The organism is Microcoleus sp. B9-D4 (assembly GCF_036705105.1).
Classification (GTDB): Bacteria; Cyanobacteriota; Cyanobacteriia; order Cyanobacteriales; family Microcoleaceae; genus Microcoleus.
This window is the reverse complement of the sequence record NZ_JAUBTS010000034.1, coordinates 38362-64769: the sequence shown is the minus strand read 5'-3', so window position 1 is coordinate 64769 and position 26408 is coordinate 38362. Positions and strand designations below refer to the sequence as shown.

Sequence of the window (26408 nt, the reverse complement as noted above, 5' to 3'; positions counted from 1 at the left end):
GTTAAGATTACAATTAAAAAATATTGTTATTGTTTGAGCGTCCCATGACCCCTAAAGTAGAAATTTACACTTGGAGAACCTGCCCGTTTTGCGTTCGTGCCAAAGCACTGCTGAAGCGAAAAGGGATTGATTTTACAGAGTACGCGATCGACGGAGATGAAGCAGCACGGGATCAAATGAGCGATCGAGCCAACGGAGGCCGCACCCTCCCACAAATATTCATTAACGACCAACACATAGGTGGCTGCGACGAAATCCACAAACTCGATGCTCTAGGCCAGCTAGACCCCCTCCTAGCAGCAAAATGAGGCATTCCTTGTCGAATTTTCCGTTAGCCAAAATTTTCCTGCGACCAATTCTTCATTTTAATTGACAATGAAATTTGCATTCATCATCGATCCCCTCGCGCGACTAATTCCAGGACACGATACCAGCGTAGCGCTGATGGAGGCAGCTCAAGAGTTGGGTCACGAAGTCTGGGCGACTCAAGCCAACGAATTAAGCGTCATCGGCGGCAAAACCTGGGCAATGCTCAGTCGGGTAGCCCTCACCCCAGTAAAAGTGGTAGATGGACGCTGGGAGGCGGCTGAGGCTTGGTACCAGGTAGAACATCCTACTTTGCAGCCTCTGGAAGCAATGGACGCAGTATTTATGCGGACAGACCCCCCAGTTAACATTCCTTACCTCTACGCTACTTACCTTCTAGATGGCATCGATCCTACTAAAACTTTGGTAGTTAACAGTCCCAAAGGATTGCGGGCGGCGAATGAAAAGATGTATGCTTTGCAATTTGAGGGAGCGATCCCCGAAACAATTGTTTCTCAAAACAAGCAGGTAATTCGGCAATTTGTTGAGAAAAAAGGAGCGGCAGTTCTTAAACCCTTGGGCGGTAAAGCTGGCGAGGGGATTTTGTTTTTGGAAGCGGACGATCGCAATCTCAACTCCCTGGTCGAAATTAGCACTCAACAAGGGCAAATTCCCGTGATGGTTCAGACTTATCTGCCGGAAGCCAAAGAGGGAGACAAGCGGATAGTGCTGTTGAACGGCAAGCCGATCGGTGCTATCAACCGCATTCCCACTGGCAATGAATTTCGCGGCAACATGGCCGTCGGCGGCCGAGTCGCAAAAACCGAAATTACCGATCGCGAACTACAAATTTGCACTCAGTTAGAACCAGTGCTGCAACGGGACGGACTGTACTTTGTCGGCATTGATATCATTGGCGGTTATCTCACAGAAGTTAATGTCACCAGCCCTACAGGGATCAGAGAAATTGACTTGTTTGACGGCGTTAGTTTGGGCAAACAAGTAATTGAATGGGTAGTTAGTCATTAGTCATTAGTCATTAGTCATTAGTTATTGGTCATTAGTTATGGATTGCAGCTAACAAATAACAACTACCAACTACCAACTGCGGCTCTCCTGGCTATCCGGTGATTGATATAGCTTATGTGTCTTAGGGTAAGGATTTCAGCGATTTCATCACTAAAGTTTTGTAATTTTCGATACACTTCCAACCACAAATCCAAGAGAGCCCCAACAGCCAACAGCCAACAGCCAACAGTCAACAGTCAACAGTCAACAGTCAACAGTCAACAATTATTAAATTATGTCAAAAATTGGCGTTGCAGTAGTCGGTACCGGTTTCGGTCAAAAAGTACATCTTCCCGGATTCCAGGCCCATCACCGGACAGAGGTTGTGGCTGTTTACCACCGGAATTTAGACAAAGCAAAGGATCTCGCCTCTACCCACAATATCCCCTACGCTTGCGACTCGATCGCCGATATAGTAGCCATCCCAGAAGTGGCGGGAGTCAGCATTTCCACACCGCCGTTTTTGCATTTTGAAATGGCAAAAACCGTCTTGGAAGCAGGCAAACATTTATTATTAGAAAAACCCACAGCCCTGACAGCCAATGAAGCCAGGGAACTTTACCGATTGGCAAACAACGAATCTCAAACCGATTTTAAAAATGGTGGTTCGAGAGCAATTGCCACAATGGACTTTGAGTTTCGCTTCATCCCCGCATGGCAAATGCTAGCAGAATTATTGGCAGCAGAATATGTGGGAGAAAAGCGTTTAATTAAGATTGATTGGCTGGTTTCGAGCCGCGCTGATGCGAGTCGCCCTTGGAATTGGTACGCGCAGAAAGAGCGAGGCGGCGGAGTTTTGGGCGCGACAGGTTCTCACGTTTTTGATTATATTAGCTGGCTGTTCGGCGCGCCGCAGAGGCTTTCTGGGCAATTGATTACAGGAATTTCGCGGCGGCCCGATCCGAATGATTCGGGAAAATTAAAATTAGTTGATGCAGATGATTCTTGCACGTTGATGTTGGAATTAGCCGGGGGAACTCCTTGTCAAGTTTGTTTGAGTTCTGTTACTTATCAAGGGCGGGGACACTGGGTGGAAATATACGGGAGTAAGGGTACGTTGGTGTTGGGAAGCGACAACCAGCAAGATTACGTCCACGGATTTCGCTTGTGGGGTTCCCAAGGTGGAGAACCTTTAGCTGAAATCAAAATTCCTCAAAGATTGGAGTTTCCTCAAGTTTATCCAGACGGGAGAATTGCACCGTTTATTCGAGTAGTAGATAGGTGGGTTGAAGCAATAGATGCCGGTAAATCCTTGATACCGTCCCTCAGAGAAGGGGTTTACTCGCAGTTGTTGATGGATTTGACCCAGGAGTCGAATGCTACGGGAACTTGGGTAGATTTACCGAGTATAGATAAATTTTTGGGCACTAAGTAAAAGTGAAACATCCCAAAGCAATCTCTCGCACTCGATCGCACCCCAAACCCGATAAACTACAAATAGAGAAACTCAATTTAACCCTATATCCAGAGTCGGTAGTTGTGAATGGCGCGCCCTGAAAGTCCTTGCCTCAGTATAGCGATCGCTCGCCTGAGAACCGCTGGGGCAAACCATTTTGCCACTTGGGTTCTACAAGCTCCCTATCCCAGCGGGTACGTTCACCACGACTGTATGTGGCCCGATACCTTATCCCAATCTTGGAAAGCTTGGCAGGAAATGTTTTCGCCCTCCGGGACAATTCACGAATTGCCCCTAAATCCTGATGGCAGTTTGGTCTCGCCGGAAAACAACCAGAATATACTGGCAGAAACTGAACAACGAACACCGACGCCCTCTGTGCCACTCCACCTCGGTCAACAGGGGTGGGGTGACAAGGGGGATCAGCATCCGCCTCGGCCACCGGCAAGCTACAGCAGTCGCCTGATGCAGCATTTGGGGATTAATCTTTGGCAGTGGCTGTTTGAAGGGCCGATTCAGGGTAGTCTCCAGGAAAGTAAAGGTATCGCGATCGGGCAAAATCTACCCCTACGAGTGCGCGTAGACTTGCGCGAACCGTATTTAATTGCTTTGCCTTGGGAAATTATGCAGCCTCAAGCCGGTCAACCGGCAATTTCTCTGTCGCAGCAACTGCTGTTCAGCCGCACTACCAGCAATGTTGAACCTTTGCCCCCCCTGCATCCTGCGGAGTCGCTCAACATTTTGCTAGTTTTGGGACAAGCAGAACCCGGCAGCGGTGCTAATTCTCAATTTTCCAGCAGCAATAACCGTCATTTGCAGTTGGAAGCAGAAGCACTCGCCCTAGCTGGCGTTCTCGAAAGCGCTTTTCAAACCGACGACAGTGGCAAATATTCTGACATCAGCGTTCCGACTCGCGTCGATACTCTGATCGAACCTACTGCGGCGGAACTAATTTCTCGGCTGGAAACGCAAGCTTACAACATTCTGTTCTACGCCGGCCACGGGATACCGGGCCCCGACGGCGGTTTGCTGTTTTTGGGGCCGGAAACGGTGATTAATGGCACTGAACTAGCTCAGGTATTAGTTCGGTGCCGCGTGACGCTGGCGGTGTTTAATGCCTGCTGGGGAGCTCAGCCGGCGGTGGAGAGGCTGCACTCAACTAACGGCCAGCAACAGGCGATCGCCCGCAGCAGTTTGGCTGAGGTACTGATCCATCACGGGGTGCCTGCGGTGTTGGGGATGCGGGACTCGATCGCCGATCGCGAGGCCCTGAGTTTTATCCAAAGTTTTGCCCAAGCTTTGGCCGGACGGATGTCGATCGATCGGGCAGTCGCCGTCGCCAGACAGCAGTTATTGACCCTCTACAAGTTCAATCAACCGGCTTGGACGCTGCCTGTGCTGTATATGCACCCTGAGTTTGACGGTCAGCTAACTGAGCCGGTAGATGACCTGAAAACTGAATTGCCTTTAAATTCTTCTACTTGGCTGGGACGGTTGCCGTCTTGTGCTTATTTGCGGGGGCGCGATCGACCCAATGCCAAATCCACCGAATCGAGCAATCAGGTTTGGCCGATTCGCGCAGGTATGGTTCGAGTTGGACGCTGGGAAGAAAACGACGTAGTGATTCGAGAACAGTGGGTTTCTCAAAAACACGCCGAGATTTTCTGTCGCAACACGATCGGAGATAGCCGGGAAGAACCTAGCTACTTCCTGCGCGATTTTTCTCGCTACGGGACTCTAGTTTTGGGATCTGAGGGATGGCAGAGAGTTCACCACCAAGAATTGCTGCTACGCAGCGGGACTCAGCTAAAATTTGGCAGTTCTCAAGGTCAGATTTTTGAGTTCACTATTGAGGTTCCTAAAACTTCGGGCTACAGTGAGACTGATTGCGGAACGAATTAAGGTGCGGGTGTAGCTAATGAAGACAAGCGGCGAGTAGCACAGCAAAGTTCTAGGCGTTAAGTCTCCAGTCTGAATTTAAGAGAGTTACTCACCACTGATAGCTCGGCACTAGCTCTTGGCACAGTCCCCCCTCTGTCTTTTCCTTTTCCCACTTAGGTATTACATCATGGCTACCCAATCTACTGATTCTGAATATTTTCGCGATTCTCAAACTCAGGCCCAGATGGAACTTCTCGCCACAATTGTTCAGACTGATGTTGCTTACCCCTGGAATCCTGCACAGCTTGAATCGGAATCTTATTTAACTGCCCTAGAGCAGGAATTTGCGCTATCTGATTCATTCAGCGACAGCGATATTGCCCTGAAGTCCCAAGTTTTATTCTCGCAATTAGAACAAGTTTGGCTGACGACTGCTCTGCAAAAGTCTTTGCGCGAGAAATTTGCTCGCGTTCCTCAAGATTTTCTGGCCAGCATCGCTCAAAGCGTGCAAAACGCCACTGTTAAGTATCAATCTTTAGCTGACCAAATGGTAGAGTGCGTCTTAGATATTTTGCCTCAGTGGGCTGAGGAAGATTTGCAGGTGTTGGCACGTCCTTTGGCTTATGCCATGCGAGATGTTGATTCGGAAGGGGGAGAATTAGTGATGGCTACTAAAAGACCTTGGGCCCAATTGTCGGAAATAGAACAAGCCAGAGTTAGTTTGGCTGTCGCCCGCTATGCAATCTCGCAATTAGAAATTGCTGATTAGTTTTTGGATGGCTAAATTTTTGTGCTGCGATCGCGGTAATTTTTTTAAATTAATATAAAATTAATCTACCTTTAGTTAGATGTCAAATTCGTCTAATTGTTAAATCCTAGGGATTGCTATAGTTTGATATAGCAATCCTATTGGATTTTTAGACAAGATAATTTTTTTTGAACTATAGCAAGCGCGCCCGACGGTTAGGACTGGGATGTGGCAGCATTTTCAATCAGCTTTTTATGGGCGGCGTCGCAGAAACGGCCCACAAGAAATATTTTTTATGGTGGAACAGGCCCGAAAGCCTGTTGCTGACATTGCTGAAATCCTTGCCGAAGATTGCTTTTGACCCCCTCGCATCCAGGATAAAAGCCCCCGGATTCATCCGTCCAGAAATAAAAAACCTGTATCCGATGAAACTTGCCCCCCGAATTGATCCGTGGGGTCAATGCTAAAATCTAAAATCTAAAATCTAAAATCTAAAATCTAAAATCTAAAATCGATTGACTTCTCTCCTCGGTAACTAAAGCCTTATTTCTTCTTGCTTCTGCTATATTTTGCCAGGTTTGGACTCGCTTAGCAGTTTGCCAACAGCAACCAAGATGAATTATCATACAAGAGTCAGAATGTTAAAAAATGTAAAAATAGTAATTGGGGTGTGTAGGAATTTTCAACTGAATTAAAAAGTGGACAGCAGGAAACCCTTACTGTTGCATGCACGATCGGGACTTTAAAATTATTTTATGACAACTTCAAGATTTGATTTTCAAGACTTGAAACGCCGCTTTGGGCGGATTTCGCGGGTGCCGACGGCAACGCTAGTCGTGTTGGGGGTGGTTGCTTTCGCAGGTGCGATCGCCGCAGCCTGGTTTGGCAGTGAAGGTACAGTCAGCGGTATTTTTGCCACAATCAACACTTGGCAGCAAAACCCGCCTGTGTGGCTGCAAGTGCCTGCTACGAGCAAGATGTATTTGTTAGTGCCGACTTTTGTGCTGGTTTCGGCCGCTTTAGCTGCAATTAAAATTTCGCCTCAACCGCAGAAATGGTCGCGCGCTGTGGTAGTTGCAATAGTGATGGCTTTAACCATTCGCTACGTTGTATGGCGATCGCTCGCTACTCTAAATTTAACCGATCCCCTCAACGGTATCTTTAGTTTGGGGCTGTTTTTCCTAGAAATGTTACTGGTATTCAACACCAGTATTCAACTGTATTTAATGCTGAGAATGAAAGACCGGCGTCGAGAAGCCGATCGCATGGCAGTTGCAGTGGAATCTGGAAACTTCACCCCGTCAGTAGATATTTTTATCCCAACGTACAACGAACCGGCTTTCATTTTACGGCGCAGTGTAATCGGCTGTCAAGCCTTAGATTATACCAACAAAAAAGTATATTTGCTCGACGATACCAAGCGGTCTGAAATCAAGTTACTGGCAAAAGAACTGGGATGCGAGTATATAACCAGACCCGATAATATTCACGCCAAAGCTGGAAACATCAATCATGCCACAGCCCTTACAAATGGAGAACTAATTGTAGTTTTCGATGCAGACTTTATTCCCACTAAAAACTTTTTAACTCGCACAGTTGGATTTTTTCAAAATCCAGAAATCGCCCTCGTTCAAACACCGCAAAGCTTTTACAACCACGACCCCATCTCCCGTAATTTAGGTTTAGAAAATGTGCTAGCGCCGGAAGAAGAAATATTTTACAGGCAAATTGAAATCATCAAAGACAGCGCCGACAGCGTGGTTTGTTGCGGTACATCTTTTGTAGTGAGGCGAAGTGCTTTAGAAACAGCGGGAGGCTTGGTCACAGATTCAATCTGCGAAGATTATTTTACCGGAATTCGGCTGTCAGCAACCGGATATCGCTTAGTTTATTTAGATGAAAAATTGAGTGCTGGTTTGGCGGCTGAAAGTATAGAGGCTCATCTAAATCAACGGCTACGCTGGGCGCGAGGCACGCTTCAGGCATTTTTTATTGATTCCAATCCTTTAACAATTCGCGGTCTCAGATTCGTACAAAGGCTGTCTCATTTGGAAGGATTGTTGCACTGGTTTACCAGTTTAACCAAGGTTTTATATCTTTTGATACCTTTAGCTTATTCATTTTTTGGAATAATTCCTTTGCGGGCAAGTGCGCGGGAATTGCTGTACTTTTTCCTGCCTTACTATTTGGTGCAACTGACTGTGTTTTCTTGGCTGAACCGCCGATCGGGATCGGCTTTGCTTTCGGATATTTATTCGTTCGTCCAGTGTATTCCTTTAGCGGTGACGGTGGTGAGTTCCATGCTGAATCCGTTTGGGAAAGGGTTTCAGGTGACGCCAAAAGGAATGGCGAGCGATCGCTTTCGTTTTAACTGGAATTTGGGATGGCCTTTGATTGTCTTGTTCGCAGCTACAGCAGTCAGTTTGTGGCACAATTTAAACATTAATTTAGTTAAAAATGTTGGCACCGTACAGTCAATATCAGAAAGTGCAGATTTGTCAAAAAGCCTGGGTTGGGGATGGATTTGGAGCGCGTACAACCTGCTGATGCTGGGGATTGCCTTGCTGATTTTGGTGGATATTCCTAAGCCGGACATTTACGAATGGTTCAATTTACGCAGGGTTGTACAACTGAATATTGGCGGTCAAAGTTTTTGGGGTGTAACCACTGTAATTTCGGAAAGTGGCGCGGAAGTTGCTTTGACACAGTGGCCAAGTTTTGCGGTGAAAAATAAAGGCAGTAAAGAGAGTTTTACAGCAGCAGAGATTTTGCCAAAATATGCCGTTCCGACAACTTTATCCCAGGGTAAAATAAAAGCGCTCCCTCGCAGTGCGACAGTCAAAGCAAGTATATCTGTAGGGGCGTCTGTTGTTGAGTTGGGCACTGAGCGTCGTTTGGCAAAAGGTTTAATTGATTGCGATTCGGCGACTTTGGAAATTATGGAAGAGAACTGTTTTATTCCTGTGGCTAAGATTGAGTTGGTGAGCGATAAATCTCAGTTGGAGTCGAGTTTTCGGGATGGAAAAGAGTGCAGTTTTGCGGAATTTCCCACTGTGCGAATTGCGTTCGATCGCCTGAACATTAGCCAGCACCGCTGTTTGATCGAGATGCTTTACTGTCGGCCGGGCCAGTGGCAGCGGCAGGAAACTCCGGGAGAATGGCGATCGCTGTGGCTGTTGTTGAGAATTGCTTTGAAACCGAGGGCTGTTTTTGAGAGGAATAGGTCAGTTAGACCGATCGCAGTTTCGCAACTTTAGATCGAGTTTCCATCCCGCGCGGCTTGCACCAAACCTTTATCGCGCCAACAAATAATCCCATCAAGCTGCCCCCGCCAAGGAACAATGGTAGATTTTATAGCAACCGCCAAGACGGTTAGGAAGTTGTTAATGGCTGACACGATTGATTTTATTGCTTCTTCCTTCTTCCTTCTGCTATACATAGACAAATGACCAGAACTTGTTTTTTAATTAATCGGCACAAACTCGTAACCGTAACTGGTGCGATTTCCGGGTTTAACAGTTACTAATTGAACTGCGCGATTACGATCGCCCGAAGGTAAAAACCGAATCGGGCCCGATGCTCCTTTTGCCGAAAAATCTGACGCCGATAAAGCTTGTTGAATGCCTGTACGAGTCGGATTGCGCCCTAAACCAACAATTAACGCGATCGCCGCATCGTAGGCTAAAGCTGTGCGCCAACTTACTTCAGCATTCCAAAGTTGTTTGGATGTTTGGGGAAAGTTTGACTGCGGATCTGCGAGAATGTGCCAAGGAACAGCCAGCACCATATCTGTTGCTCCTGCGCCACCGATTTGCAGTGTTTTAGCAGTATAAGCACCGTCTCCCGCTAGTAATGGCAGCCGTTTGGCGTTTACTTGCACTACTTGCAAAGCTTGGTCGATCGTGGCTGAATTGGATGCTAACATAATAACTTCTGCTCCTTGGGCGATCGCACTTTTAACACTATCGGCGGCATTAAAATTGCCGTTAGCAAAGTCAAATTCGCCTACTATTTGTCCTCCATCTCCGTAAAGAGCCGTAGTGAATTCATCTTTTAAAGATTTGCTGTAACTGCTGGCCGAATTGAAAAATACAGCAGCTTTTTGCTTTGGCAATTTTCCCAGCATATAGCGGGAAAGAGCATTAGCCGCAAACCGATCGCTCGGCACTGTCCGAAATATATTGTTGGCAACTCCTGAAAGCTGCACCGACGTACTTGTGGGAGAAATTGCTACTAATTTTTTTTCCTGGTAAATCTTGCTTGCTGCTAAGGTTGTATCTGAACCAAAATGCCCGATCACTCCTAAAATTTCCGAGTTATTTGCTAAAGCACTGGCAATTTGTGCGGCAATTTCTGGATTGTTGTCATCGTTAGCAATTAGCACTTTTAATGGAGTACCGCTAATGCCGCCGCTTTGGTTGATTTCATTTTGAGCTTGAGCTACGCCCCGCATAATTTCTAGAGCAGCATTGATATCGCCACCAATGGGAACTGCGGCGGCAATTGTGTAGGATTTTTGGTTGCCAATACGGGCGTTGTTGAGGTAAATTAAGGCTTCTGGATCGTTGCGATTAGCTTGCAGGGAAGTTTCCAGGTTGGCAATAGCTGCGTTATAGTTGCCAGATGCGATCGCCTGTACTGCTGCTTGTTTGGTTGTTGTGGCTTGCTCTGGAAGTAACAGTTTTTGGCCAGCACTCAGACGCTGCTCAATTGCCAGCTCTGATTGCGGGGAATTCCCCGTCGGAGGCTTGGGAATTGTCTGATTTGGGGGTGATGAACCTCCGAGATTGATGCCGCCTCGGCTTGTCAGCCACCAAATACCTGCACCGGCTAGCCCGATCGTAATTAGGAGGGATAAGATGAGAACAGCAGTTTCATTTTTTTGTGACATAATTTTACATTTTTAGATTTTTGAAATAACGAAGTCATTACTCATTGTCATTAGTTATTAGGAGCAAGTAAAAAACATTGATCGAGGAGAACAAGTGATTTTAACTTGGCGATCCCGAATTGATGTAGGGTGCGTCAGATAGAGTGATTGTATCTATCAATTGATTATCTCGGAGCTGAGGCACCATGCAAGCCTAAAATCCAGTAGTCACTACTCCCTTATTATATGCGATCGCCCGGACATGATATAATTCAGTAACATTGGCATAGTAAAAATAGCGATCGCACTGTTTAGTCTGAATGCCTTCAAGGTGGTTCCACCAGAAAAGTGCAGGAATTTTTATAAATTACCGATTCAAAGATTAGTAAACCCTACCCTGCAAAAGCGCCACTTCCTCCATTCCAAATTTAGTTAAGCAGGCAAGAAATGATAACTGGTGGATTAGATAAAACGCTGAGTGTTGGAACTGAATTATACAATCTGAGGTGAGTAAACCTGAGAACTACCTTGAATAACACCTAGGGGGTAACTCTTCAGTCCTGTATTTAGTTACAAATTTTTACGTTAAAGTTGGGTATATATCATAAACCTTTGAAAAAAAGCTTTTCTTAATCATATCTTTATTTTTCTCCGCGAGTGCGACAGGGAGGGAGGCTGTAACAGCAAAGGGTTCGGTAAAATAATTAAAGTTTGTTGAAATTTATAAAAATAGCTGCAATACTTTGTAATGTAAAGAGGAAAGTTGAAAAATATCTAAAGACAAACTAATTGGATTGCGATGTCGCTAAGGTAGTATATATGACGGTTTGTCACAGAAAAAGAGTGTTAAGCTCCGCTAAGCTCAGCAAAAGTAAAAGCTCGCTATTTCATTAAGTTCGATCGATAACAAAGGCTAAGGTAAAGTTCATGGCAAACTCAGTTTTAAATCAGCCAAAAGCAGCAGGAGTGCAGTGGCAGCCAAAAGATATTATCCGCGGTCTAGTGTGGAAAATTGCGATCGCAACCTGGCTGTTAATGGCAGTAGGCAGCGCCACGCGAGTGATGAATGCGGGGCTCGCTTGCCCCGACTGGCCGCTGTGCTACGGTCAATTAATACCTGCAGCGCAAATGAATTTGCAGGTATTTCTGGAATGGTTTCACCGATTGGACGCTGCGGCGATTGGCTTAAGCGCGATCGCACTTTTAGGACTATCTTTGTTTTACCGCAGCCGCCTGCCAAAATGGCTGCCGATTGCGAGCGCCGGAGCACTATTTTTAATCGTTTTTCAAGGCGTATTGGGCGGCTTGACAGTAACACAACTGCTGAGATTTGACATCGTTACCGCTCACTTGGGAACAGCTTTACTATTTTTTGGCGCCCTGCTAGTCATCGGTTTCATGCTGACTCCCTACGAAGCTACAGGAAATGTCGGCAAATTAGCTTGGGTAAGTTCTATCGCAGCATTGTTAGTTTACCTGCAAAGTTTGCTAGGAGCATTAGTAGGCTCTAGATGGGCACTACACCAATGTTTGAGCTCCTCAGAATTGTGCTCGGTAATGAACAGCCACATCGCCGGTATCGTACCAGCTACAGCAGCGACTTTAGCCGTAGCAGTCATGGCTTGGCGGCAGCCTGCACTGAGTCCAAATTTGCGAAAACTGGCTAACTGGGCGAGTGTTTGCCTCATTGCTCAATTAGTTCTGGGATTAGCAACTTTCCGGCTGCACCTTCAGGTAGAACCGCTGACAGTCGCCCACCAAGCAGTCGGTGCTGCTTTGCTGGGAACCCTGATAGCTTTTAGTGTTTTAGCTTGGCGCGATCGAGTTTTATCAGCTTGAGAGATAAGACTAAAGTAAGAGGCGGCGGGTTTATTAATTCTTGTAGCTACATCAAATATTTCTTGTAAAACCCGCCACTCCAACCTAATGACTAATGACGAATTCGCAAATAATTACTAACAGCTTACAACCGATGCAAGAAATCCTTACCAACGACAGTCCCCGTCTCCACGAAAACTTTTCGCAAGTCGTGAAAAGTTACTATCAACTAACAAAACCCAGAATTATTTTACTGCTGCTAATCACCACCTCAGCAGGAATGTGGATGGCGGCTAAAGGAGAAGTCGATCCGCTATTACTGGTATCAACTATTACTGGAGGCGCTTTAGCTTCTGCGTCGGCGAATACGATTAATTGTGTCTACGACAGTGACATCGATTATATTATGGAGCGCACCCGGTGGCGGCCGATTCCTTCGGGGCGTGTCAAGAAGCGCGATGCTTTGATATTTGCGATCGCCCTAGCTACAATATCCTTTACATTGCTCACAGTTGTTGCCAACTTATTAGCCGCATTGCTAGCAATGTCAGGCATCGTTTTCTATGTCCTAATTTACACCCACTGGCTGAAGCGTCACAGCGTGCAAAACATCGTCATTGGCGGTGCAGCCGGGGCGATTCCCCCGCTAGTTGGGTGGGCTGCGGTGACGGGAGATTTGAGTTGGGGTGCGTGGCTGCTGTTTGGGATTATATTCCTGTGGACTCCGCCGCATTTTTGGGCATTAGCAATGATGATTCGCGACGAATACAAGGAAGTAGGCGTCCCGATGTTACCCGTAATTGAGGGCGACGAAGAGACAGCCCGCCAAATTTGGATTTACACGCTATTGATGATTCCTGCAACTTTGCTGCTAGTTTATCCCCTGAATTTAGCCGGCGCGGTGTATGCGGGAACAGCTATTTTCCTCGGTGCTATTTTTGCCCAAAAAGCTTGGTTGCTGTTGCAGACTCCAGAGGATAAGATTGTTGCGCGATCGCTCTTCAAATACTCTATTCTGTACCTGATGCTCTTGTGCGCCGGAATAGTCGTTGACAGTTTGCCTGCGACTCATAATTTTACTACTGCTGTTGTACAAAATGTGCAAACTTTGATGAGTGCAGTTGTGATGTAGTCTGCTTTTAGATCCCCGGCTTCTTGAAGAAGTCGGGGCTCTGGGTATATTGTAAAATTTAAAGTGGAGGAAAGTTCTGATGGCTGAGAATACTGTGAAAGTAGACATCTCATTTCAATCACTACTGGAAGCTATTTCGTCACTGGGAATTGCTGAAAGATACAAGATATGGGAATTTTTGGAAGCTGAATTATTCCCGGATGAGGACGATTCTCCAGAAGACATTGCCGAAATTGAAGCGGCCCGTGCTGATTACAAAGCTGGAGATTACACAACTTTTGATCGATATATGGCACAACGGGCAAATAAATCGACATGACTTACACTATCCTTGATGAACCTTTAAAGACAGTGACAGTTAATTTTAAAATCTTAACTATGCTCATAATAGATGAAAACCCTATAGAGGCGCACTGGTTATGAACTGGAAAGCACACATTCACTCAAATCCTAAAATTCTCCTTGGCAAGCCTGTAATTAAGGGGACACGAATATCAGTGGAGTTCGTTCTAGGGCTATTTTCAGAAGGTTGGACGCAGCAACAAATTCTAGAAAACTACCCAACGCTTAATGCTGAATCTCTACAAGCTGTATTTGCTTTCGCGGCGGAGTGCCTCAAAGAAGACGTATTTTACACGCCTTTACTGTTTGCTGAGGCAAGTTAATGCGGTTTCTGGCAAATGAAAACTTTCCACTACAGAGTTTACGAATTCTACGACAAGCGGATCTGAAAGTCGCTTCTGTTACCGAGGATTCTCCAGGTATTGAGGATGCCGAGGTTTTGGCTCGTGCGGCGGATGAGCAACGGGTGATTTTGACCTTCGATCGCGATTACGGCGAACTCATTTATCGTTTGCGGCTGCGATCGCCAAGAGGTGTCATTTATTTGCGGTTTCGTCCTCACACGCCGGAAGAACCAGCCTCAATATTGTTAAATTTATTACATACCGAAGGATTGCAATTTGAGGAACGGTTTACGGTGGTGGAGCGCGATCAAATTCGTCAACGTCCCCTACCTTAGTTATTGCCGGAAGCAGGTAGTTGTGGGAATTGAGGCAGGGTTTGGGTTTAGCAGTCCTTAATTCACACTCAGTGTGTTACAGTTGTAATACAAACTTGGCTCACTTATAATCTTATGATGAACCTCGAACGTAAAACACATAGAGATGGCAACTTACACCCTAAAGCATTTAATTGTCTAAAACTTCTCGATGAAAGCTTTACCTATCACAACGATCACACCCAACGGCATCCGTTCTCAATCTACAGTCGCTCAATACAGAAAGTAATGCAGTCTTTCAATGCTGTTCTGGATGAAATCGATCAGATTTCTACGGCTTTGTTTAATGCTGATGGAAATTTAGATTATCCTTTAAAGAAGCTGCCTGATTTACAAAAAGAGTTACTATATGCCTTGCAATCTCACATTGATGATTGCTACCGTATTCTTAAAGTTATTCACCCCTATAATAGCAATGTTAATGAAATATTTGTAGAGAGTTGGTTGGATAAGGTCAAACACCCTGGGTATAAAGATTTTCATAACGAAATCAAGAGATACAGAGACTCATTTGCTCCTATTGTTAATAAGATTAAACACAATGGTGGTCAATTGCGTCCCATAATGATGTACTCAAGGGGACGTGGCCTAGTTGCACGTACGGTAGATAAAGGTATTCAAATTTTTCCTAAAAATGCTCGTATTGTTGGGTATTTTCTAGAGGGGATGCAACCTAATGGGCGTATAGGCCCTGATTGTGAAATTCATCTCGATGGTATAACCGCTATTTCTTTAAATCGTGACCTACGTTATCACTTTGCAAATCTCTACCGAGTTGGTGATCATTTGAGGGCTGCAATTGCCAGAACGGTTCGTCACTTTCACGAAATAAAATTGCCTCGCCATGTCGCTTTTAATGATACCGCATCCCAATATGATATAGAGTCAATTGCAGAACGCGTCAGTAAGCTGCCACCTCTATTCTTTGAGAATGAGTTTTCTAAGAAAACACCAGATATTAAGTTCCACCGTCATAACGGGAATGCAGATTTGATTTTGGAGGTTCCTGGTTCTCAGTATATGACTTGGGAGGGAGAAGTAATGATCTATTCTGAAATACAAGTAGATGCTGTTTGCCCTTACTATCAACTTCCTTACAGGTAAGCCAGAAGCGTTTGTAATTCTATAGTCGCAATGCCTAACAACGAAATAAAATTGTCTAGGTTGGGTTTCGTTCCTCAACCCAACCTAGGCGAATTTTAATTTTTAGCCTTAACTTAACTGTATTAGTTCATCACCAATTTGGACTAAAAACCAGGAGCGATCGCCCATCAACATCCTAATACAGCCACCAGTTGCGACATCTCACACTTTAATGGTGCGAATGATAGATTAGGTCTTTTGGGCAATTATATAAACATGATTTTGAGGATACTGGTCATATTCGAGATGGCGGCAGGTGCAATGATGCTCAACCAGAATTTGCAGGAAAGTATCTACACCCAAAGTGCTGTAATCAAAGTCTTGACCTTGAAATGCTCCCGAAACCTCGCTGCTTGTATGTCCGCCGCCACAAGTGAACAGGATCACTCCATTGGGTTCAAGCGCATCGCATAGCTTTTGTATCACAGGCGCTTGCTTGTTGAGTGGCAGATGAAACGTGCTATCCCACGCTGCAATCAGGCTGTAAAGTTTCGGCGGCAGCCAATCACAAATGTCTTCCCGGTAAAATGTGATTTCTGGATGTAGCTGCTGGGCTAAATTGATCATTTCGCTAGAAATATCAAGTCCTTCAGGCTGAAATCCATGCTTGGATAAGCTGTTAATCAAACGCCCGCTGCTTCCACACCCGACATCAAGTGCTGCGTGCTGCTTAGAAGTAAATTCGATCGCCCGTTCTAATTGGGCAATCCCGTAGGTTGAATCTTGATGCTCAGTTTGCCACCATTGGGCAATTCGGTCGTAGCGGGCCGATGTATCATTTGGCTCCATAGAGTCACCTCATAAGTGTCGATCGACATTTTCAGCGAAATTAAAATCTTTGTGTACGCCACACGCAGGCTATCCTAATGCCCCTAATGCTCTCAATGACGTTGTTAGCACCATCCTTGTGACTCCGCGCTTTGCTTTGCCTCCGCAGCTTATCGAGATCAAATTCATCGCTAAGCTGTTACGCATTTAAACCACTAACGAGGTTTGTATAGTGCGTCAGTTATAACACTTACTGCACAAGGGAAACACTTTTCTTTTGTACTGACGCACCCTACTATCGTCTTTTAAATGCCCAACAGCTTAAGGTTTAGCTACTTCTAAAAATTGGCGTTGCATATTGGCGGGAAGATTTTTAATTTTATCAAAGCTGAAAACCCTTATTTTTCTGGCGGGCTCTTCAGCCCACCCCATAAGATTCATCCCAAAATTATGCAAAGCCGAAAAGAGAAGTGCGATCGTGTCTTGTCGGGCAAATCGAGACAGGCAAGGTTTTGGAGTTGCAGGCCGAAAGGGTCTATTTGCTTGGAGGCGTAAGAATTAGGGGCTTCGATTGGAACAGCGGCTGAAACCTCCGTTTGAGTCCGGGGATGAAATGCTCTACAGCAGGCGATCATTACTTTAGGCAGACGCAGGAGCCGCGCCAGGAAAGATACATTTTAAAGAATCTGTTGTTTTCATTACACAACCCTTTATAAAAGGAGTTTCAGCGGTGAACTTAATATCTGTAGAGGGACTCAAAGCGCTGGTACAACAATCTCCTGGATTGTGCGTCTCAATTTATATGCCAGTCGCTCGATCAACAGAAATTAAACAAAATCCGATTCGGTTCAAAAATTTAATCAGAGAGGCTGAACACAAAATAGTAGAGTACGGATTTGATAAAAAAGAAGCGATGGAATTGCTAGAGCCAGTCCGAGTAGAAACAGCGATAAAATTTCTGCTGATTTGAAACAAGCTGTTTCGGCTGCTTATTTTGGACGAGTCGATCGACTGTTTGTTGCTCTTGGCGTTCAGCAGTGGGGTACTTTTAATCCCGATACGAACGCGGTGCAAATCCACCCAGATGCAGAATTGGGCGACGAAGATTTGTTGAATACGGCAGCAATTCAAACTATTCTCAACGGCGGAACTATTTACGCGGCACCGCCAAATAAAGTGCCGGAGGATGCACCTTTAGCTGCTATTTTTCGCTATTAATTTACCAGGTTTAAACCAATGGAATCTACTTCAATGACAAATTCCGACAAACAAAACCAAAGTAGCAGCGGCGATACCGAACGCTGGGCATCTTTAATAGGTGGCGGGGCGCTGGTGCTTTTTGGTTTGTCGCAGCGTTCTTTGAGAGGTGCTTTGCTGGCGGTTGCGGGCGGTGGTTTAGCGGCTCGCGGGCTGGGGGTGGTGGAGGGTTTACAGTCGGCCGCAGATCCGAATCAAAGCATTAAAGTTGAAAAGACGGTGACGATCGACAAACCGGCTGATGAATTGTACCGTTTATGGCGCAATTTTGAAAATTTGCCTCGGTTTATGAAGCATCTCAAACACGTTACGGTAATAGATGAAAAACGTTCTCACTGGATTGCCAGCGCGCCGATGGGCAATAGTGTGGAATGGGATGCAGAGATTGTCCGCGAAGAAGAAAATCGCTTAATTGCTTGGGCGTCTGTGGAAGGATCTGATGTTGACAATTCGGGTTTCGTGCGCTTTCAACCGGCACCAGCGGGACGGGGTACTGAGGTAAAAGTTGTGATCGAATACAACCCTCCGGGCGGTGCAATTGGTGCTGGTGCTGCTAAACTATTTGGCGAAGCTCCCGAACAGCAAATTGCCAATGATTTACGTCGCTTTAAGCAGTTAATGGAAGCTGGGGAAATAGCGACTACGGAAGGTCAATCTTCGGGCCGCAAGTAAGTATAGCACTTTTGGTGGTAAGCCCTTGTAGGGACACGGCGAGTGTAGGGACTTAGGCCAAGCCCATAGGTGTTCAACTTAAGCTTTTTGTCCACCAGTCCTCCCGCCCACCCGTTAGTTCGCCAGGGAATGAATTCCCTGTCTCATAGCTAAAGTCCTCTCACAGAGGACTGAAAAACTCATTAGTCGTCTTCAGACGACTTTAGCTTTGAGGCAGCCAGGGAATGAATTCCCTGTCTCATAGCTAAAGTCCTCTCACAGAGGACTGAAAAACTCATTAGTCGTCTTCAGACGACTTTAGCTTTGAGGCAGGGGTTTCAACCCCTGTCGGACTGTGGGACTATCGGTTGTACGTTAAGTTGACACCTATGGACTCTTGGAGTGTCCCTACGACACAAGCGATCGAGTGGGATGTCCTTGAGTACAAAACGTAGAGTTTGTGCTCTCAAGCTATTTGTTGTTTACCTGATTAATTGATGTCATCTCAAGTGGTTTTCGGAAATGCGGGCGCTGAAGGTGCAAGTCGGGGCGGTTGGTTTGCGGGTCACTTTATGACTCCTGAAGATGACCCGCGATCGACTTCTGTTTTAGAGGTAAAATGGGGCACTCACCCCGCCGGAGATTGTAGGACTCAGTGGGCGGTAAATGCGGCAGCCACGACGCTTTCTATCCTGGTAAAAGGGCGGTTTCGCCTGCAATTTCCAGAACAAGAAATCTTGCTTTCTCGCGAAGGAGATTATGCTCTCTGGCAGCCGGGAGTGCCTCATTATTGGTCTGCCGAGGAGGATTCGGTAATCGTGACTGTGCGGTGGCCTTCGTTGTCGGGAGATAGTTCTGGAGTTAAGAATTAACTGTAATTTCGGGAACCAAAACGCGGCCGCTATAACCTGCGCGCTGGTAGCGATCGATCGCCTCGGATGCGATAACACCCGCTTTTCCACTCTCCACCAAGGCTACGCAAGCACCGCCAAAACCTCCGCCCGTCAGCCTTGCGCCGAAGACTCCTGGGATTGACTGCAAGATGGCCGCCAGCGTGTCTACTGCCGGCACCGAAACTTCGTAGTCGTCGCGCTGACTGGCATGGGAAGCATTCATTAACTCGCCAAAACGTTTTGCTGGCAAAGATTTTACCGCTTCGAGTACGCGGTTGTTTTCCGTAACCACGTGGCGCGCTCGCTTTCTGAGGGGTTCCGGCAATACTTCGACAGCTTGGGGATCGGCGATATCCCTGAGAGCCTTAACTCCCAATATCCGCGCGGATTCCTCACACTCGGCGCGTCGCTGGTTGTAGCCGCTTCCTGCTGCCAGTTGGTGGCTTTCGCCACTGTCAATTATTAAAATTTCTGTGTTTGTGGGAAAAGGTATCGGGCGGCATTCGAGGCTGCGGGTGTCGATAAATAGCATTGTGTTGGTGTCTGCTAAACTCGACGCCATTTGATCCATGATGCCACAGTTCAAGCCGGCATATCGGATTTCGACTTGCTGTCCGATTTGAGCTAGGCGCACGTCGTCTAGGGGGAGGTTCAGCAGGGCGCGCACTCCTCTGAGGGTGGCTATTTCTAAAGCGGCGCTGCTGGACAAACCGGCTCCGATCGGCACAGTCGAGGTAATGTAGAGATTTATTGGCGGTATTTTGTATCCTTCTTTTTCTAACAGTCTCAGGCAGCCACAAATATAACTGACGAATTTTTGCGGTATGGTATCGTCGTCTGAATAATTTATGAGTTCGTCATATTCTGCTGAATAGAAATGGTGGCGATCGTCACTGCTGAAGCCGATTTGTACTGTTGTGCGCTGGGGAATCGCAGTTGGAAGTACAAATCCATCGTTGTAGTCTGTGTGTTCGCCCAGCAGGTTTACTCTGCCGGGGGCGCTGGCTGTGGTTTTGGGTAAGGTACCAAATACTCGTTGGAATTTCATTTTTGGGGAAGTGGTAATTGGTTCTTGGTAATTGGTAATTGGGAATTGGGAATGGGAAATTGGTAATTGGGAATTGGGAAGAAATAAATTAATTTTTTATCGTTTATCTTTATTATAGTGCCCATGTTTTTTGGTTAGTTCAACCCCTGTTAACAAAAATAAACATCACCGTAGGTTGGGAAAAGATATTGAGCTGTGATAGAATGACAGGCTAAGATTTCTCCAACAATTCAAAAAATGCGATCGACCCGACCCCGAAAACAGTTTGCTCAACATTGGCTCAAAAGCGAGAAAGCCTTAGATAAGATTGTGAAAGCGGCTTCTTTGGATGGCGATCGCGTCCTGGAAATTGGGCCGGGCACGGGGATTTTGACTCGGCGTTTGCTGCCTGCGGCTGAGTCTGTTGTTGCTGTGGAGATCGATCGAGATTTGTGTGTCAAGCTAGCCAAACAACTCGGCAAAACCGACAATTTTTTACTGCTGCAAGGCGACATCCTGGAAATGGACTTAGAGGCTGAACTAACGGCCTTTCCCAAATTCCAAAATCCTAATAAAGTTGTTGCCAATATTCCTTATAATATCACCGGCCCGATCCTGCAAAAACTGCTGGGAACGATATCTGTTCCTGCGGCTAAACCCTTCGATGCGATCGTGCTCTTAGTGCAGAAAGAAGTGGCCCAAAGGCTTTACGCTAAACCGGGTTCGACAGCTTTTGGGGCGCTGTCAGTGCGGGTGCAGTATTTAGCAGAATGCGAGTTAATTTGCGATGTGCCGTCTAAAGACTTTTTTCCGCCGCCAAAAGTCGATTCTGCCGTGGTGCGGCTGCTTCCGAGACAGATAGAAACTGCTGCGGTTAATCCGCGCTATTTGGAGAATTTAGTTAAGTTGGGATTTGGTAGCAAGCGTAAGATGCTGCGAAATAATTTGAAAGGGGCTGTGGACTTAGATAAACTTGTTCACTTGTTAGAAGAGTTACAGATAAATCCTCAATCTCGCGCTGAAGATTTAAGCGTGGATCAATGGGTCAAGTTGAGTAATAATATTATGTGCGAGGTTTGAAGTTAACGATTCTGTTATAGCCTTTCTCAGTAACATAAAGCATCGGCATCGGGCATCGGGCATACCTCACCACGCTTGAGAAGCGCTATAGATACCGGAATTCTTAAAGAATTCTGTATCTGGATCTTCTGTTTTTTTATAAATAAGGACTCTCCGGTCTGACTACAAATTGTTGAATTTAGGTTGGTTGTGGATTTTTAAAGGTTTATTGCAGCCTAATCGGAATTTTAATAATAAATTCTGCACCTTTCCCCGGTGCAGAAATACACTGCAATTCGCCTTTATGTCTTACTGTGATAATTTGATAGCCAATCGATAAACCCAATCCCGTGCCTTTACCTACTGGTTTAGTGGTAAAAAATGGATTAAATAACTGGTTCCTCACCGATTCTGTTATTTCTGGCCCGTTGTTCCTAATTCGGATTTCTACCACTTCACTGTCTAAAAGTTTAGTAGAAATTTTGATGAGGGGACGATTAGCTTCATTGGCTGCAATCCCCTCGCTGTGACTGTCTTCTTCTAAAGCATCAATAGCATTAGCCAGGATATTCATAAACACTTGATTTAGCTGTCCCGGATAGCACTCTATTTGGGGTAAATTGCCATATTCTTTGATAATTTGAATTTTCCCTAAGCCCGGCTTAGCATTCAATCTGCTTTGCAAAATCATCAGTGTGCTGTCAATTCCTTCGTGAACATCGGCTAATTTCATTTCTGCTTCGTCATGGCGCGAAAAAACTCGCAGCGACTTGACAATACCGAGAATGCGCTCGGCCCCGTTTTTCATAGAAATTAATATTTTTGGTAGGTCATAGATAATAAAATCTAAATCTACAGACTGGAGTTTTTCTTTAAGTGTGGGTAGGGGATTCGGATACTGCTCTTGATAGATATTCACCAATTCTAGCAAACTATCGGCATACTCGCGAGCGTGAGTAACATTCGCGTAAATAAAGTTAATCGGATTGTTGATTTCATGAGCAACCCCAGCGACCAATTGCCCCAAAGATGACATTTTTTCGCTTTGAATTAGCTTTGATTGAGCCTGCTGCAATTCAGACAAGGCTTGTTCGAGCTGTTGAGTTTGAGACTTTAACTCTGCGGTGCGTTCCTCAACTCGAATTTCTAATTCTTCTTTAGATTTTTTTAGTGCAGTTTCTGCTAATTGCCGCTCGACAATTTCCGATGCTAGGAGTCGGTTTGCCAATTCTAACTGTTGAGTTTTAAATTTTAACTCTGCGGTGCGTTCCTCAACTCGAATTTCTAATTCTTCTTTGGCTTTTTTTAGTGCAGCTTCGGCTAATTGGCGCTCGACAATTTCCGAGGCTAGGAGTCGGTTGGCGGATTCTAACTGTGCGGGACTGGGAAGTGCTAGGGCTTGAGGGATTAAGTCTACCAAAAGTATGGCTGTAGCAAATGAAATAAGGGCAGTAATTGCTTTCATTGTTCCTGAAAGCCAATAGGTAGGATGCCAAAGTGTCCAGAGTTCAAATATGTGAGTGATGCCACAGGCGACGATAAAGGCTCCAAACAGGGCAAAGATCCAATCAAAGGGCAAATCTTCGCGTTTGGAAATAAAATAAATCAGTGTAATCGGGATAGAGAAATACGCGAGTGCAATGATAGAATCTGAGGCAACGTGAAGCCAGACTAACGGGGTATGCCAGAGATAGCAGTGACCGTGAGGAATAAATGACCCGGAACTAAAAAAAGTTTTCCACATTTCCTGCATAATTTTTCCTTTGAGTTGTGAGAAAATGGACTCTGACTGGTGTCAATTAATTTCAACCAGGGGTTTCTTTCACCTGCGGCTTAATCACCTATGCGTTCATATTCTCTGCTAGCTTCCGCAAAAATCAATCTGTATCTGGAAATCATAGGCGATCGCCCCGACGGATTTCACGAACTGGCGATGGTACTTCAAAGCATAGATTTAGCCGATCGAATTGACTTGCGCGCGATCGGTACGGACACGATTCGCGTGCGCTGCGATCACCCACAAGTCCCTCCTGATAAGAATAACCTGGCCTACCGGGCGGCGGATTTGTTGGCGAAGCAATTCCCCGATGCTTTGGCGAAATACGGCGGAGTCGAGATTGTTATTCACAAGCAGATTCCGGTGGCGGCGGGGCTCGCCGGTGGTTCTGCAAATGCGGCTGCGGTTTTAGTCGGGATGGATTTGCTGTGGCAATTGGGACTTACTCAGTCGGAGTTGCAAGAGTTGGGGGGAACTTTGGGTTCGGATGTGCCTTTTTGCATTGCTGGAGGTACGGCTTTGGCAACTGGTCGCGGAGATAAACTGTCGCCGCTGCCTGATTTGGGAGGCTTTTCTGTGGTGTTGGCCAAGTACCGTAACCTCAGTATTTCTACGGCATGGGCGTATCAAACTTATCGCCAGCAGTTCAGTAGTTCCTATTGTGCAGCGGAAGATTTGGAGTGCCGTCGGCAACGGCTGCATTCGGGCCCGATGGTGGGGGCGATCGCCCAAAAAGATCGATCGAAAATTGGTCAATTGCTGCACAACGATTTAGAAAAAGTTGCTTTACCTGTGTACCCGCAGGTGTTGCAGTTGCGGCAGGCTTTTGAGTCGGCGGGGGCTTTGGGAACGATGATGTCGGGTTCCGGGCCGACGGTGTTTGCGCTGGCGGAGTCTCCTGAGCAGGCTCAGCAAGTTGTGGAACGGGTTAAAAGTGCGATCGCTTCTCCTGATTTGGATTTTTGGGTAGCGCAGTTTAGCAATACTGGGATTCGGATTTTTTCGGAGGAAAATGATGTAAAAGCGCCGATTCCGAGGGTGTAACTCGAAGAGGGTGCGATCGCCATCGCCCGTTAAACCTGTCTAACAGGCGAGGGGGAAGATTAATCTAACTTTTCGCAGAGTCGATTGAGATCGAAGAACTGATAATATGTCATGCAACACCGATTTTAGTTTTGGTAAATTAACCAGAAATCTAAAATCTAAAATCTAAAATCTAAAATCGCCATGACTGATTTAACTAATCCAAATTCTACTTCTAAACCTCTGAGTTCGGCTGAAGAGGCAACCTCTGCATCTTCCACGCCGCCGACAATTTTGCGGTGCGTGATTGGTTCGCTGATCGCGGGCGGGTTTGCGGCGGCTTTGTACGCCCTAACTTTGTCGATCGTCCAAACTTTTGCAAATTCCCCCATTCATTCTGACAATGTGACTGCGATTAATATTGGCGCGGCTGTGCGAACTTTAGTCATGGGGATTGTGGCTTTGGGTGCGGGTGTTTTTGCTTTTGCATCTTTGGGTTTGATGCTGCTGGCTTTGCAACTTTTGATTCAAAAGTTGCTGAAAAAACCCACAGGTTGAAGTGTACAGGTTGAAACCATCGGGATACACAAATTCTCCTCCGCAAGGCAAAGACTGAATAGTAAGATCGAAGCAATGGAATTATTTACGATCGGCCACTCCAATCTGAGTATTGAAGCGTTTGTTTTTCTGCTGCAACAACACGGAATTACGGCGGTTGCGGACGTGCGATCGCATCCTTTTAGCCGCTATTTACCTCATTTTAATAAATCCGAAATTAAAGCTTCTCTGTCCAGTGTCGGCATTCAATATGTTTTTTTAGGCAAAGAGTTGGGCGCGAGACCAGAGGATTTAAGCTGTTACGATACTAGCGGTAAAGCTTTATACGATCGCATAGCAGCAACTCCTCTATTTTCCGAAGGAATTCAGCGGTTGATCCAAGGCGCAGCAAATTATAAAATCTGTTTAATGTGTGCGGAAAAAGACCCGATTACTTGTCATAGGACTATTTTAGTTTGCCAGAAACTCAGAGAATTTAATTTACAAATTAATCACATTCTTTCAGATGGCAATTTAGAAGCGCACCAGCATTTAGAAGAAAGACTTTTGAGCAAATTTAACAAAGGAAAAAAAAATAATGAGCCAATTCAGCTAAGCTTGTTTGAATTAGAGCCTCAAGTTAAACAGGAAATAGTTGATTTAGAAACAGCTTATTATCGTCACGGATTGGAAATCGCTTATGTCACAAAAGAAAGCAATTAATTTATTTACAATTGGTTTTACTCAAAAAAGCGCCGAGCAGTTTTTTGATACTTTGATGAAAGCGGGAGTCCGCAGGGTGATAGATACGCGGCTGAATAATGTATCGCAGTTGGCGGGTTTTGCTAAGCGGAAAGATTTAGAGTATTTTTTGCGAACCATTGGCAATATTGAGTACGTTCACATTCTGGATTTAGCGCCAACTCAAGATATTTTGGATGATTATAAAAAGAAAAAGGGAGATTGGGATGTTTATGAACAGAAGTTTTTGGAGTTGATGGGCGATCGACAAATTGAACACAAGGTTTCATCGGATATTTTAGACTGCGGGTGTCTGCTTTGTAGCGAACCAAAACCTCATAATTGTCACCGCCGCTTAGTTGCTGAATATCTCAGCGAGAAGTGGAAAAATGTCACAATTAATCATCTTTGATTTAGGGAAAATATTAGATAATGGTGGGATGAATCTAAAATCTAAAATCTAAAATCTAAAATCGAATGACTCGGATAATTTGTCTCGCTAATTCCTGGAAACGCGGCGACAGGTGCATCGCCGGAATTAATGAACTTCAAGGTAAGTGGGTGCGTCCTGTTTCCGACTTACCAGATGGCCAAATTCCTAAAGAAATGCGGCAGATAAATAGACTTGAACCCGCGTTGTTAGATGTTCTAGAAATTCCTCTGGCCAAGACGGGGCCTGACTTTGGCTTTGAGTGTGAAAATCTTTCTGTTTTACCGGGAAAATGGCGGCAAGTAGGGAAAGTTCCGCCAGCATATTTGCTGAAATATTGCCAGAGTCAAGAATATATTTTGCACAACGATTTGCGATATGTTACGGTGGAATATATGCAGTCTTTGCCAATGTGCGATCGCCTAACTTTGCAATTAGTCAAAGCAGTAAGATTTACGGTAAAAAAGCTAAGTCAAAGATTTGAAGGTGGTAATAAATGGGAAGGATCTATTGTCACGCAGCATGGTCAAAGATTGACTGCAACAATTACCGATCCGGTGTTTATTAGAAAGTTAGAATTGGGGTATCTACCGCAAAAAGCTTGTTTGGTAACAGTGAGTTTGAGTATGCCTTGGCGGCCCGATGATTGGGATGGAGATGACCCTTGTTGGAAGTTGATTGCGGGTGTGGTAGAGTTGCCGGAAGATGTTGTTTATGATGAAATTTAGTTTTGATCAAAATGGGCGATCGATTATTTATTTCTTTTTACTTACCGCAACAACTCTGTTCGTGCTATAATTCTGCGGGACTATAGCAGAAAGGG

At 45.5% G+C, this 26408-nt stretch carries 28 protein-coding genes; 23 read left to right on the top strand and 5 right to left on the bottom strand.

Going from position 1 to position 26408, the window contains the following annotated elements; all coding sequences use genetic code 11:
* The first annotated feature begins 44 nt into the window (after positions 1-44).
* From grxC to QUB24_RS19930, 7 genes are all read left to right on the top strand, one after another.
* On the top strand, positions 45-308 hold the full coding sequence (gene grxC / locus QUB24_RS19960; protein ID WP_333124664.1) for a glutaredoxin 3: 264 nt from the start codon (positions 45-47) through the stop codon (positions 306-308).
* Positions 309-375: 67 nt separating this feature from the next.
* Positions 376-1335, top strand: a complete 960-nt coding sequence (gene gshB / locus QUB24_RS19955) for a glutathione synthase (protein WP_333154912.1) — start codon at positions 376-378, stop codon at positions 1333-1335.
* A gap of 274 nt (positions 1336-1609) precedes the next feature.
* Positions 1610-2749, top strand: a complete 1140-nt coding sequence (locus tag QUB24_RS19950) for a Gfo/Idh/MocA family oxidoreductase (RefSeq protein WP_333154911.1) — start codon at positions 1610-1612, stop codon at positions 2747-2749.
* Between the two features lie 108 nt (positions 2750-2857).
* Positions 2858-4672, top strand: coding sequence for a CHAT domain-containing protein (locus QUB24_RS19945; protein ID WP_333154910.1), 1815 nt, complete (start codon positions 2858-2860; stop codon positions 4670-4672).
* Positions 4673-4838: 166 nt separating this feature from the next.
* Positions 4839-5420, top strand: coding sequence for a hypothetical protein (locus QUB24_RS19940; RefSeq protein WP_333154909.1), 582 nt, complete (start codon positions 4839-4841; stop codon positions 5418-5420).
* Between the two features lie 167 nt (positions 5421-5587).
* Positions 5588-5866: a hypothetical protein gene (locus tag QUB24_RS19935; protein ID WP_333056704.1), complete on the top strand. Its 279-nt coding sequence runs from the start codon at positions 5588-5590 to the stop codon at positions 5864-5866.
* Positions 5867-6154: 288 nt separating this feature from the next.
* Complete coding sequence (locus QUB24_RS19930) at positions 6155-8656, top strand: glycosyltransferase family 2 protein (RefSeq protein ID WP_333154908.1); 2502 nt, start codon at positions 6155-6157, stop codon at positions 8654-8656.
* Here the strand turns inward: QUB24_RS19930 and QUB24_RS19925 are convergent.
* Both QUB24_RS19925 and QUB24_RS19920 read right to left on the bottom strand, forming a co-directional pair.
* Entirely contained in the window at positions 8653-8796 is a 144-nt protein-coding gene (locus tag QUB24_RS19925; protein WP_333154907.1) for a hypothetical protein, read from the bottom strand. The genes QUB24_RS19930 and QUB24_RS19925 overlap by 4 nt on opposite strands.
* Before the next feature lie 66 nt (positions 8797-8862).
* The gene (locus tag QUB24_RS19920) at positions 8863-10290 is read right to left on the bottom strand and encodes an ABC transporter substrate-binding protein (protein ID WP_333154906.1); all 1428 of its coding nucleotides are present in this window, start codon (positions 10288-10290) and stop codon (positions 8863-8865) included.
* 906 nt (positions 10291-11196) lie between these two features.
* Between QUB24_RS19920 and QUB24_RS19915 the strand changes: the two genes are divergently transcribed.
* The 6 genes from QUB24_RS19915 to QUB24_RS19890 all read left to right on the top strand — a co-directional run bounded on the left by QUB24_RS19915 (position 11197) and on the right by QUB24_RS19890 (position 15383).
* Positions 11197-12108 (top strand): heme A synthase, encoded by a 912-nt coding sequence (locus tag QUB24_RS19915; protein ID WP_333154904.1) that lies wholly within the window; start codon positions 11197-11199, stop codon positions 12106-12108.
* 133 nt (positions 12109-12241) lie between these two features.
* Entirely contained in the window at positions 12242-13219 is a 978-nt protein-coding gene (locus QUB24_RS19910; protein WP_333154923.1) for a heme o synthase, read from the top strand.
* A gap of 79 nt (positions 13220-13298) precedes the next feature.
* On the top strand, positions 13299-13538 hold the full coding sequence (locus QUB24_RS19905; RefSeq protein WP_333154902.1) for a hypothetical protein: 240 nt from the start codon (positions 13299-13301) through the stop codon (positions 13536-13538).
* Between the two features lie 100 nt (positions 13539-13638).
* Complete coding sequence (locus QUB24_RS19900) at positions 13639-13884, top strand: DUF433 domain-containing protein (RefSeq protein ID WP_333154900.1); 246 nt, start codon at positions 13639-13641, stop codon at positions 13882-13884.
* On the top strand, positions 13884-14240 hold the full coding sequence (locus tag QUB24_RS19895; protein WP_333154898.1) for a DUF5615 family PIN-like protein: 357 nt from the start codon (positions 13884-13886) through the stop codon (positions 14238-14240). Before QUB24_RS19900 ends, QUB24_RS19895 begins: the two co-directional genes overlap by 1 nt.
* A gap of 114 nt (positions 14241-14354) precedes the next feature.
* On the top strand, positions 14355-15383 hold the full coding sequence (locus QUB24_RS19890) for a hypothetical protein (RefSeq protein WP_333154897.1): 1029 nt from the start codon (positions 14355-14357) through the stop codon (positions 15381-15383).
* 228 nt (positions 15384-15611) lie between these two features.
* Here the strand turns inward: QUB24_RS19890 and QUB24_RS19885 are convergent, their stop codons facing one another.
* A complete protein-coding gene (locus QUB24_RS19885) occupies positions 15612-16211 on the bottom strand; it encodes a class I SAM-dependent methyltransferase (protein ID WP_333154896.1) in 600 nt (199 codons plus the stop codon).
* Positions 16212-16920: 709 nt separating this feature from the next.
* On the opposite strand from QUB24_RS19885, the gene QUB24_RS19880 reads away from it, so the two are divergent.
* From QUB24_RS19880 to QUB24_RS19865, 4 genes are all read left to right on the top strand, one after another.
* Positions 16921-17160: a hypothetical protein gene (locus QUB24_RS19880; RefSeq protein WP_333154895.1), complete on the top strand. Its 240-nt coding sequence runs from the start codon at positions 16921-16923 to the stop codon at positions 17158-17160.
* Positions 17157-17408 carry a hypothetical protein gene (locus QUB24_RS19875; protein ID WP_333154893.1) on the top strand — a complete coding sequence of 84 codons (252 nt, stop codon included), beginning with the start codon at positions 17157-17159 and terminating at the stop codon, positions 17406-17408. Before QUB24_RS19880 ends, QUB24_RS19875 begins: the two co-directional genes overlap by 4 nt.
* Positions 17409-17426: 18 nt before the next feature.
* The gene (locus tag QUB24_RS19870) at positions 17427-18119 is read left to right on the top strand and encodes an SRPBCC family protein (protein WP_333154892.1); all 693 of its coding nucleotides are present in this window, start codon (positions 17427-17429) and stop codon (positions 18117-18119) included.
* Between the two features lie 476 nt (positions 18120-18595).
* Positions 18596-18970 carry a signal peptidase I gene (locus QUB24_RS19865; protein ID WP_333154890.1) on the top strand — a complete coding sequence of 125 codons (375 nt, stop codon included), beginning with the start codon at positions 18596-18598 and terminating at the stop codon, positions 18968-18970.
* Here the strand turns inward: QUB24_RS19865 and galK are convergent.
* On the bottom strand, positions 18960-20039 hold the full coding sequence (gene galK, locus QUB24_RS19860) for a galactokinase (protein ID WP_333154889.1): 1080 nt from the start codon (positions 20037-20039) through the stop codon (positions 18960-18962). The two genes, QUB24_RS19865 and galK, sit on opposite strands and share 11 nt — an antisense overlap.
* A gap of 237 nt (positions 20040-20276) precedes the next feature.
* Between galK and rsmA the strand changes: the two genes are divergently transcribed.
* Positions 20277-21098: a 16S rRNA (adenine(1518)-N(6)/adenine(1519)-N(6))-dimethyltransferase RsmA gene (rsmA, locus tag QUB24_RS19855; RefSeq protein WP_333154887.1), complete on the top strand. Its 822-nt coding sequence runs from the start codon at positions 20277-20279 to the stop codon at positions 21096-21098.
* A 205-nt stretch (positions 21099-21303) separates the two neighbouring features.
* Here rsmA and QUB24_RS19850 read toward each other — a convergent pair whose 3' ends face one another.
* Positions 21304-22830 carry an ATP-binding protein gene (locus QUB24_RS19850; protein ID WP_333154885.1) on the bottom strand — a complete coding sequence of 509 codons (1527 nt, stop codon included), beginning with the start codon at positions 22828-22830 and terminating at the stop codon, positions 21304-21306.
* A 90-nt stretch (positions 22831-22920) separates the two neighbouring features.
* Between QUB24_RS19850 and ispE the strand changes: the two genes are divergently transcribed.
* From ispE to QUB24_RS19825, 5 genes are all read left to right on the top strand, one after another.
* On the top strand, positions 22921-23898 hold the full coding sequence (ispE, locus tag QUB24_RS19845) for a 4-(cytidine 5'-diphospho)-2-C-methyl-D-erythritol kinase (RefSeq protein WP_333154883.1): 978 nt from the start codon (positions 22921-22923) through the stop codon (positions 23896-23898).
* Positions 23899-24081: 183 nt separating this feature from the next.
* On the top strand, positions 24082-24435 hold the full coding sequence (locus QUB24_RS19840; protein ID WP_333154882.1) for a DUF3082 domain-containing protein: 354 nt from the start codon (positions 24082-24084) through the stop codon (positions 24433-24435).
* A 75-nt stretch (positions 24436-24510) separates the two neighbouring features.
* The gene (locus QUB24_RS19835; protein ID WP_333154881.1) at positions 24511-25137 is read left to right on the top strand and encodes a DUF488 domain-containing protein; all 627 of its coding nucleotides are present in this window, start codon (positions 24511-24513) and stop codon (positions 25135-25137) included.
* Positions 25115-25567 carry a DUF488 domain-containing protein gene (locus QUB24_RS19830; protein WP_333108398.1) on the top strand — a complete coding sequence of 151 codons (453 nt, stop codon included), beginning with the start codon at positions 25115-25117 and terminating at the stop codon, positions 25565-25567. Before QUB24_RS19835 ends, QUB24_RS19830 begins: the two co-directional genes overlap by 23 nt.
* Before the next feature lie 65 nt (positions 25568-25632).
* Positions 25633-26313, top strand: coding sequence for a dual OB domain-containing protein (locus tag QUB24_RS19825; RefSeq protein ID WP_333154879.1), 681 nt, complete (start codon positions 25633-25635; stop codon positions 26311-26313).
* Positions 26314-26408: the final 95 nt, after the last annotated feature.

Coding starts and splice junctions, on each gene's coding strand:
- grxC (WP_333124664.1), top strand. CDS start 45: ATGACCCCTAAAGTAGAAATTTACACTTGGAGAACCTGCCCGTTTTGC.
- gshB (WP_333154912.1), top strand. CDS start 376: ATGAAATTTGCATTCATCATCGATCCCCTCGCGCGACTAATTCCAGGA.
- QUB24_RS19950 (WP_333154911.1), top strand. CDS start 1,610: ATGTCAAAAATTGGCGTTGCAGTAGTCGGTACCGGTTTCGGTCAAAAA.
- QUB24_RS19945 (WP_333154910.1), top strand. CDS start 2,858: ATGGCGCGCCCTGAAAGTCCTTGCCTCAGTATAGCGATCGCTCGCCTG.
- QUB24_RS19940 (WP_333154909.1), top strand. CDS start 4,839: ATGGCTACCCAATCTACTGATTCTGAATATTTTCGCGATTCTCAAACT.
- QUB24_RS19930 (WP_333154908.1), top strand. CDS start 6,155: ATGACAACTTCAAGATTTGATTTTCAAGACTTGAAACGCCGCTTTGGG.
- QUB24_RS19920 (WP_333154906.1), bottom strand. CDS start 10,290: ATGTCACAAAAAAATGAAACTGCTGTTCTCATCTTATCCCTCCTAATT.
- QUB24_RS19915 (WP_333154904.1), top strand. CDS start 11,197: ATGGCAAACTCAGTTTTAAATCAGCCAAAAGCAGCAGGAGTGCAGTGG.
- QUB24_RS19910 (WP_333154923.1), top strand. CDS start 12,242: ATGCAAGAAATCCTTACCAACGACAGTCCCCGTCTCCACGAAAACTTT.
- QUB24_RS19905 (WP_333154902.1), top strand. CDS start 13,299: ATGGCTGAGAATACTGTGAAAGTAGACATCTCATTTCAATCACTACTG.
- QUB24_RS19900 (WP_333154900.1), top strand. CDS start 13,639: ATGAACTGGAAAGCACACATTCACTCAAATCCTAAAATTCTCCTTGGC.
- QUB24_RS19895 (WP_333154898.1), top strand. CDS start 13,884: ATGCGGTTTCTGGCAAATGAAAACTTTCCACTACAGAGTTTACGAATT.
- QUB24_RS19890 (WP_333154897.1), top strand. CDS start 14,355: ATGATGAACCTCGAACGTAAAACACATAGAGATGGCAACTTACACCCT.
- QUB24_RS19885 (WP_333154896.1), bottom strand. CDS start 16,211: ATGGAGCCAAATGATACATCGGCCCGCTACGACCGAATTGCCCAATGG.
- QUB24_RS19870 (WP_333154892.1), top strand. CDS start 17,427: ATGGAATCTACTTCAATGACAAATTCCGACAAACAAAACCAAAGTAGC.
- QUB24_RS19865 (WP_333154890.1), top strand. CDS start 18,596: ATGTCATCTCAAGTGGTTTTCGGAAATGCGGGCGCTGAAGGTGCAAGT.
- galK (WP_333154889.1), bottom strand. CDS start 20,039: ATGAAATTCCAACGAGTATTTGGTACCTTACCCAAAACCACAGCCAGC.
- rsmA (WP_333154887.1), top strand. CDS start 20,277: ATGCGATCGACCCGACCCCGAAAACAGTTTGCTCAACATTGGCTCAAA.
- QUB24_RS19850 (WP_333154885.1), bottom strand. CDS start 22,830: ATGCAGGAAATGTGGAAAACTTTTTTTAGTTCCGGGTCATTTATTCCT.
- ispE (WP_333154883.1), top strand. CDS start 22,921: ATGCGTTCATATTCTCTGCTAGCTTCCGCAAAAATCAATCTGTATCTG.
- QUB24_RS19840 (WP_333154882.1), top strand. CDS start 24,082: ATGACTGATTTAACTAATCCAAATTCTACTTCTAAACCTCTGAGTTCG.
- QUB24_RS19835 (WP_333154881.1), top strand. CDS start 24,511: ATGGAATTATTTACGATCGGCCACTCCAATCTGAGTATTGAAGCGTTT.
- QUB24_RS19830 (WP_333108398.1), top strand. CDS start 25,115: ATGTCACAAAAGAAAGCAATTAATTTATTTACAATTGGTTTTACTCAA.
- QUB24_RS19825 (WP_333154879.1), top strand. CDS start 25,633: ATGACTCGGATAATTTGTCTCGCTAATTCCTGGAAACGCGGCGACAGG.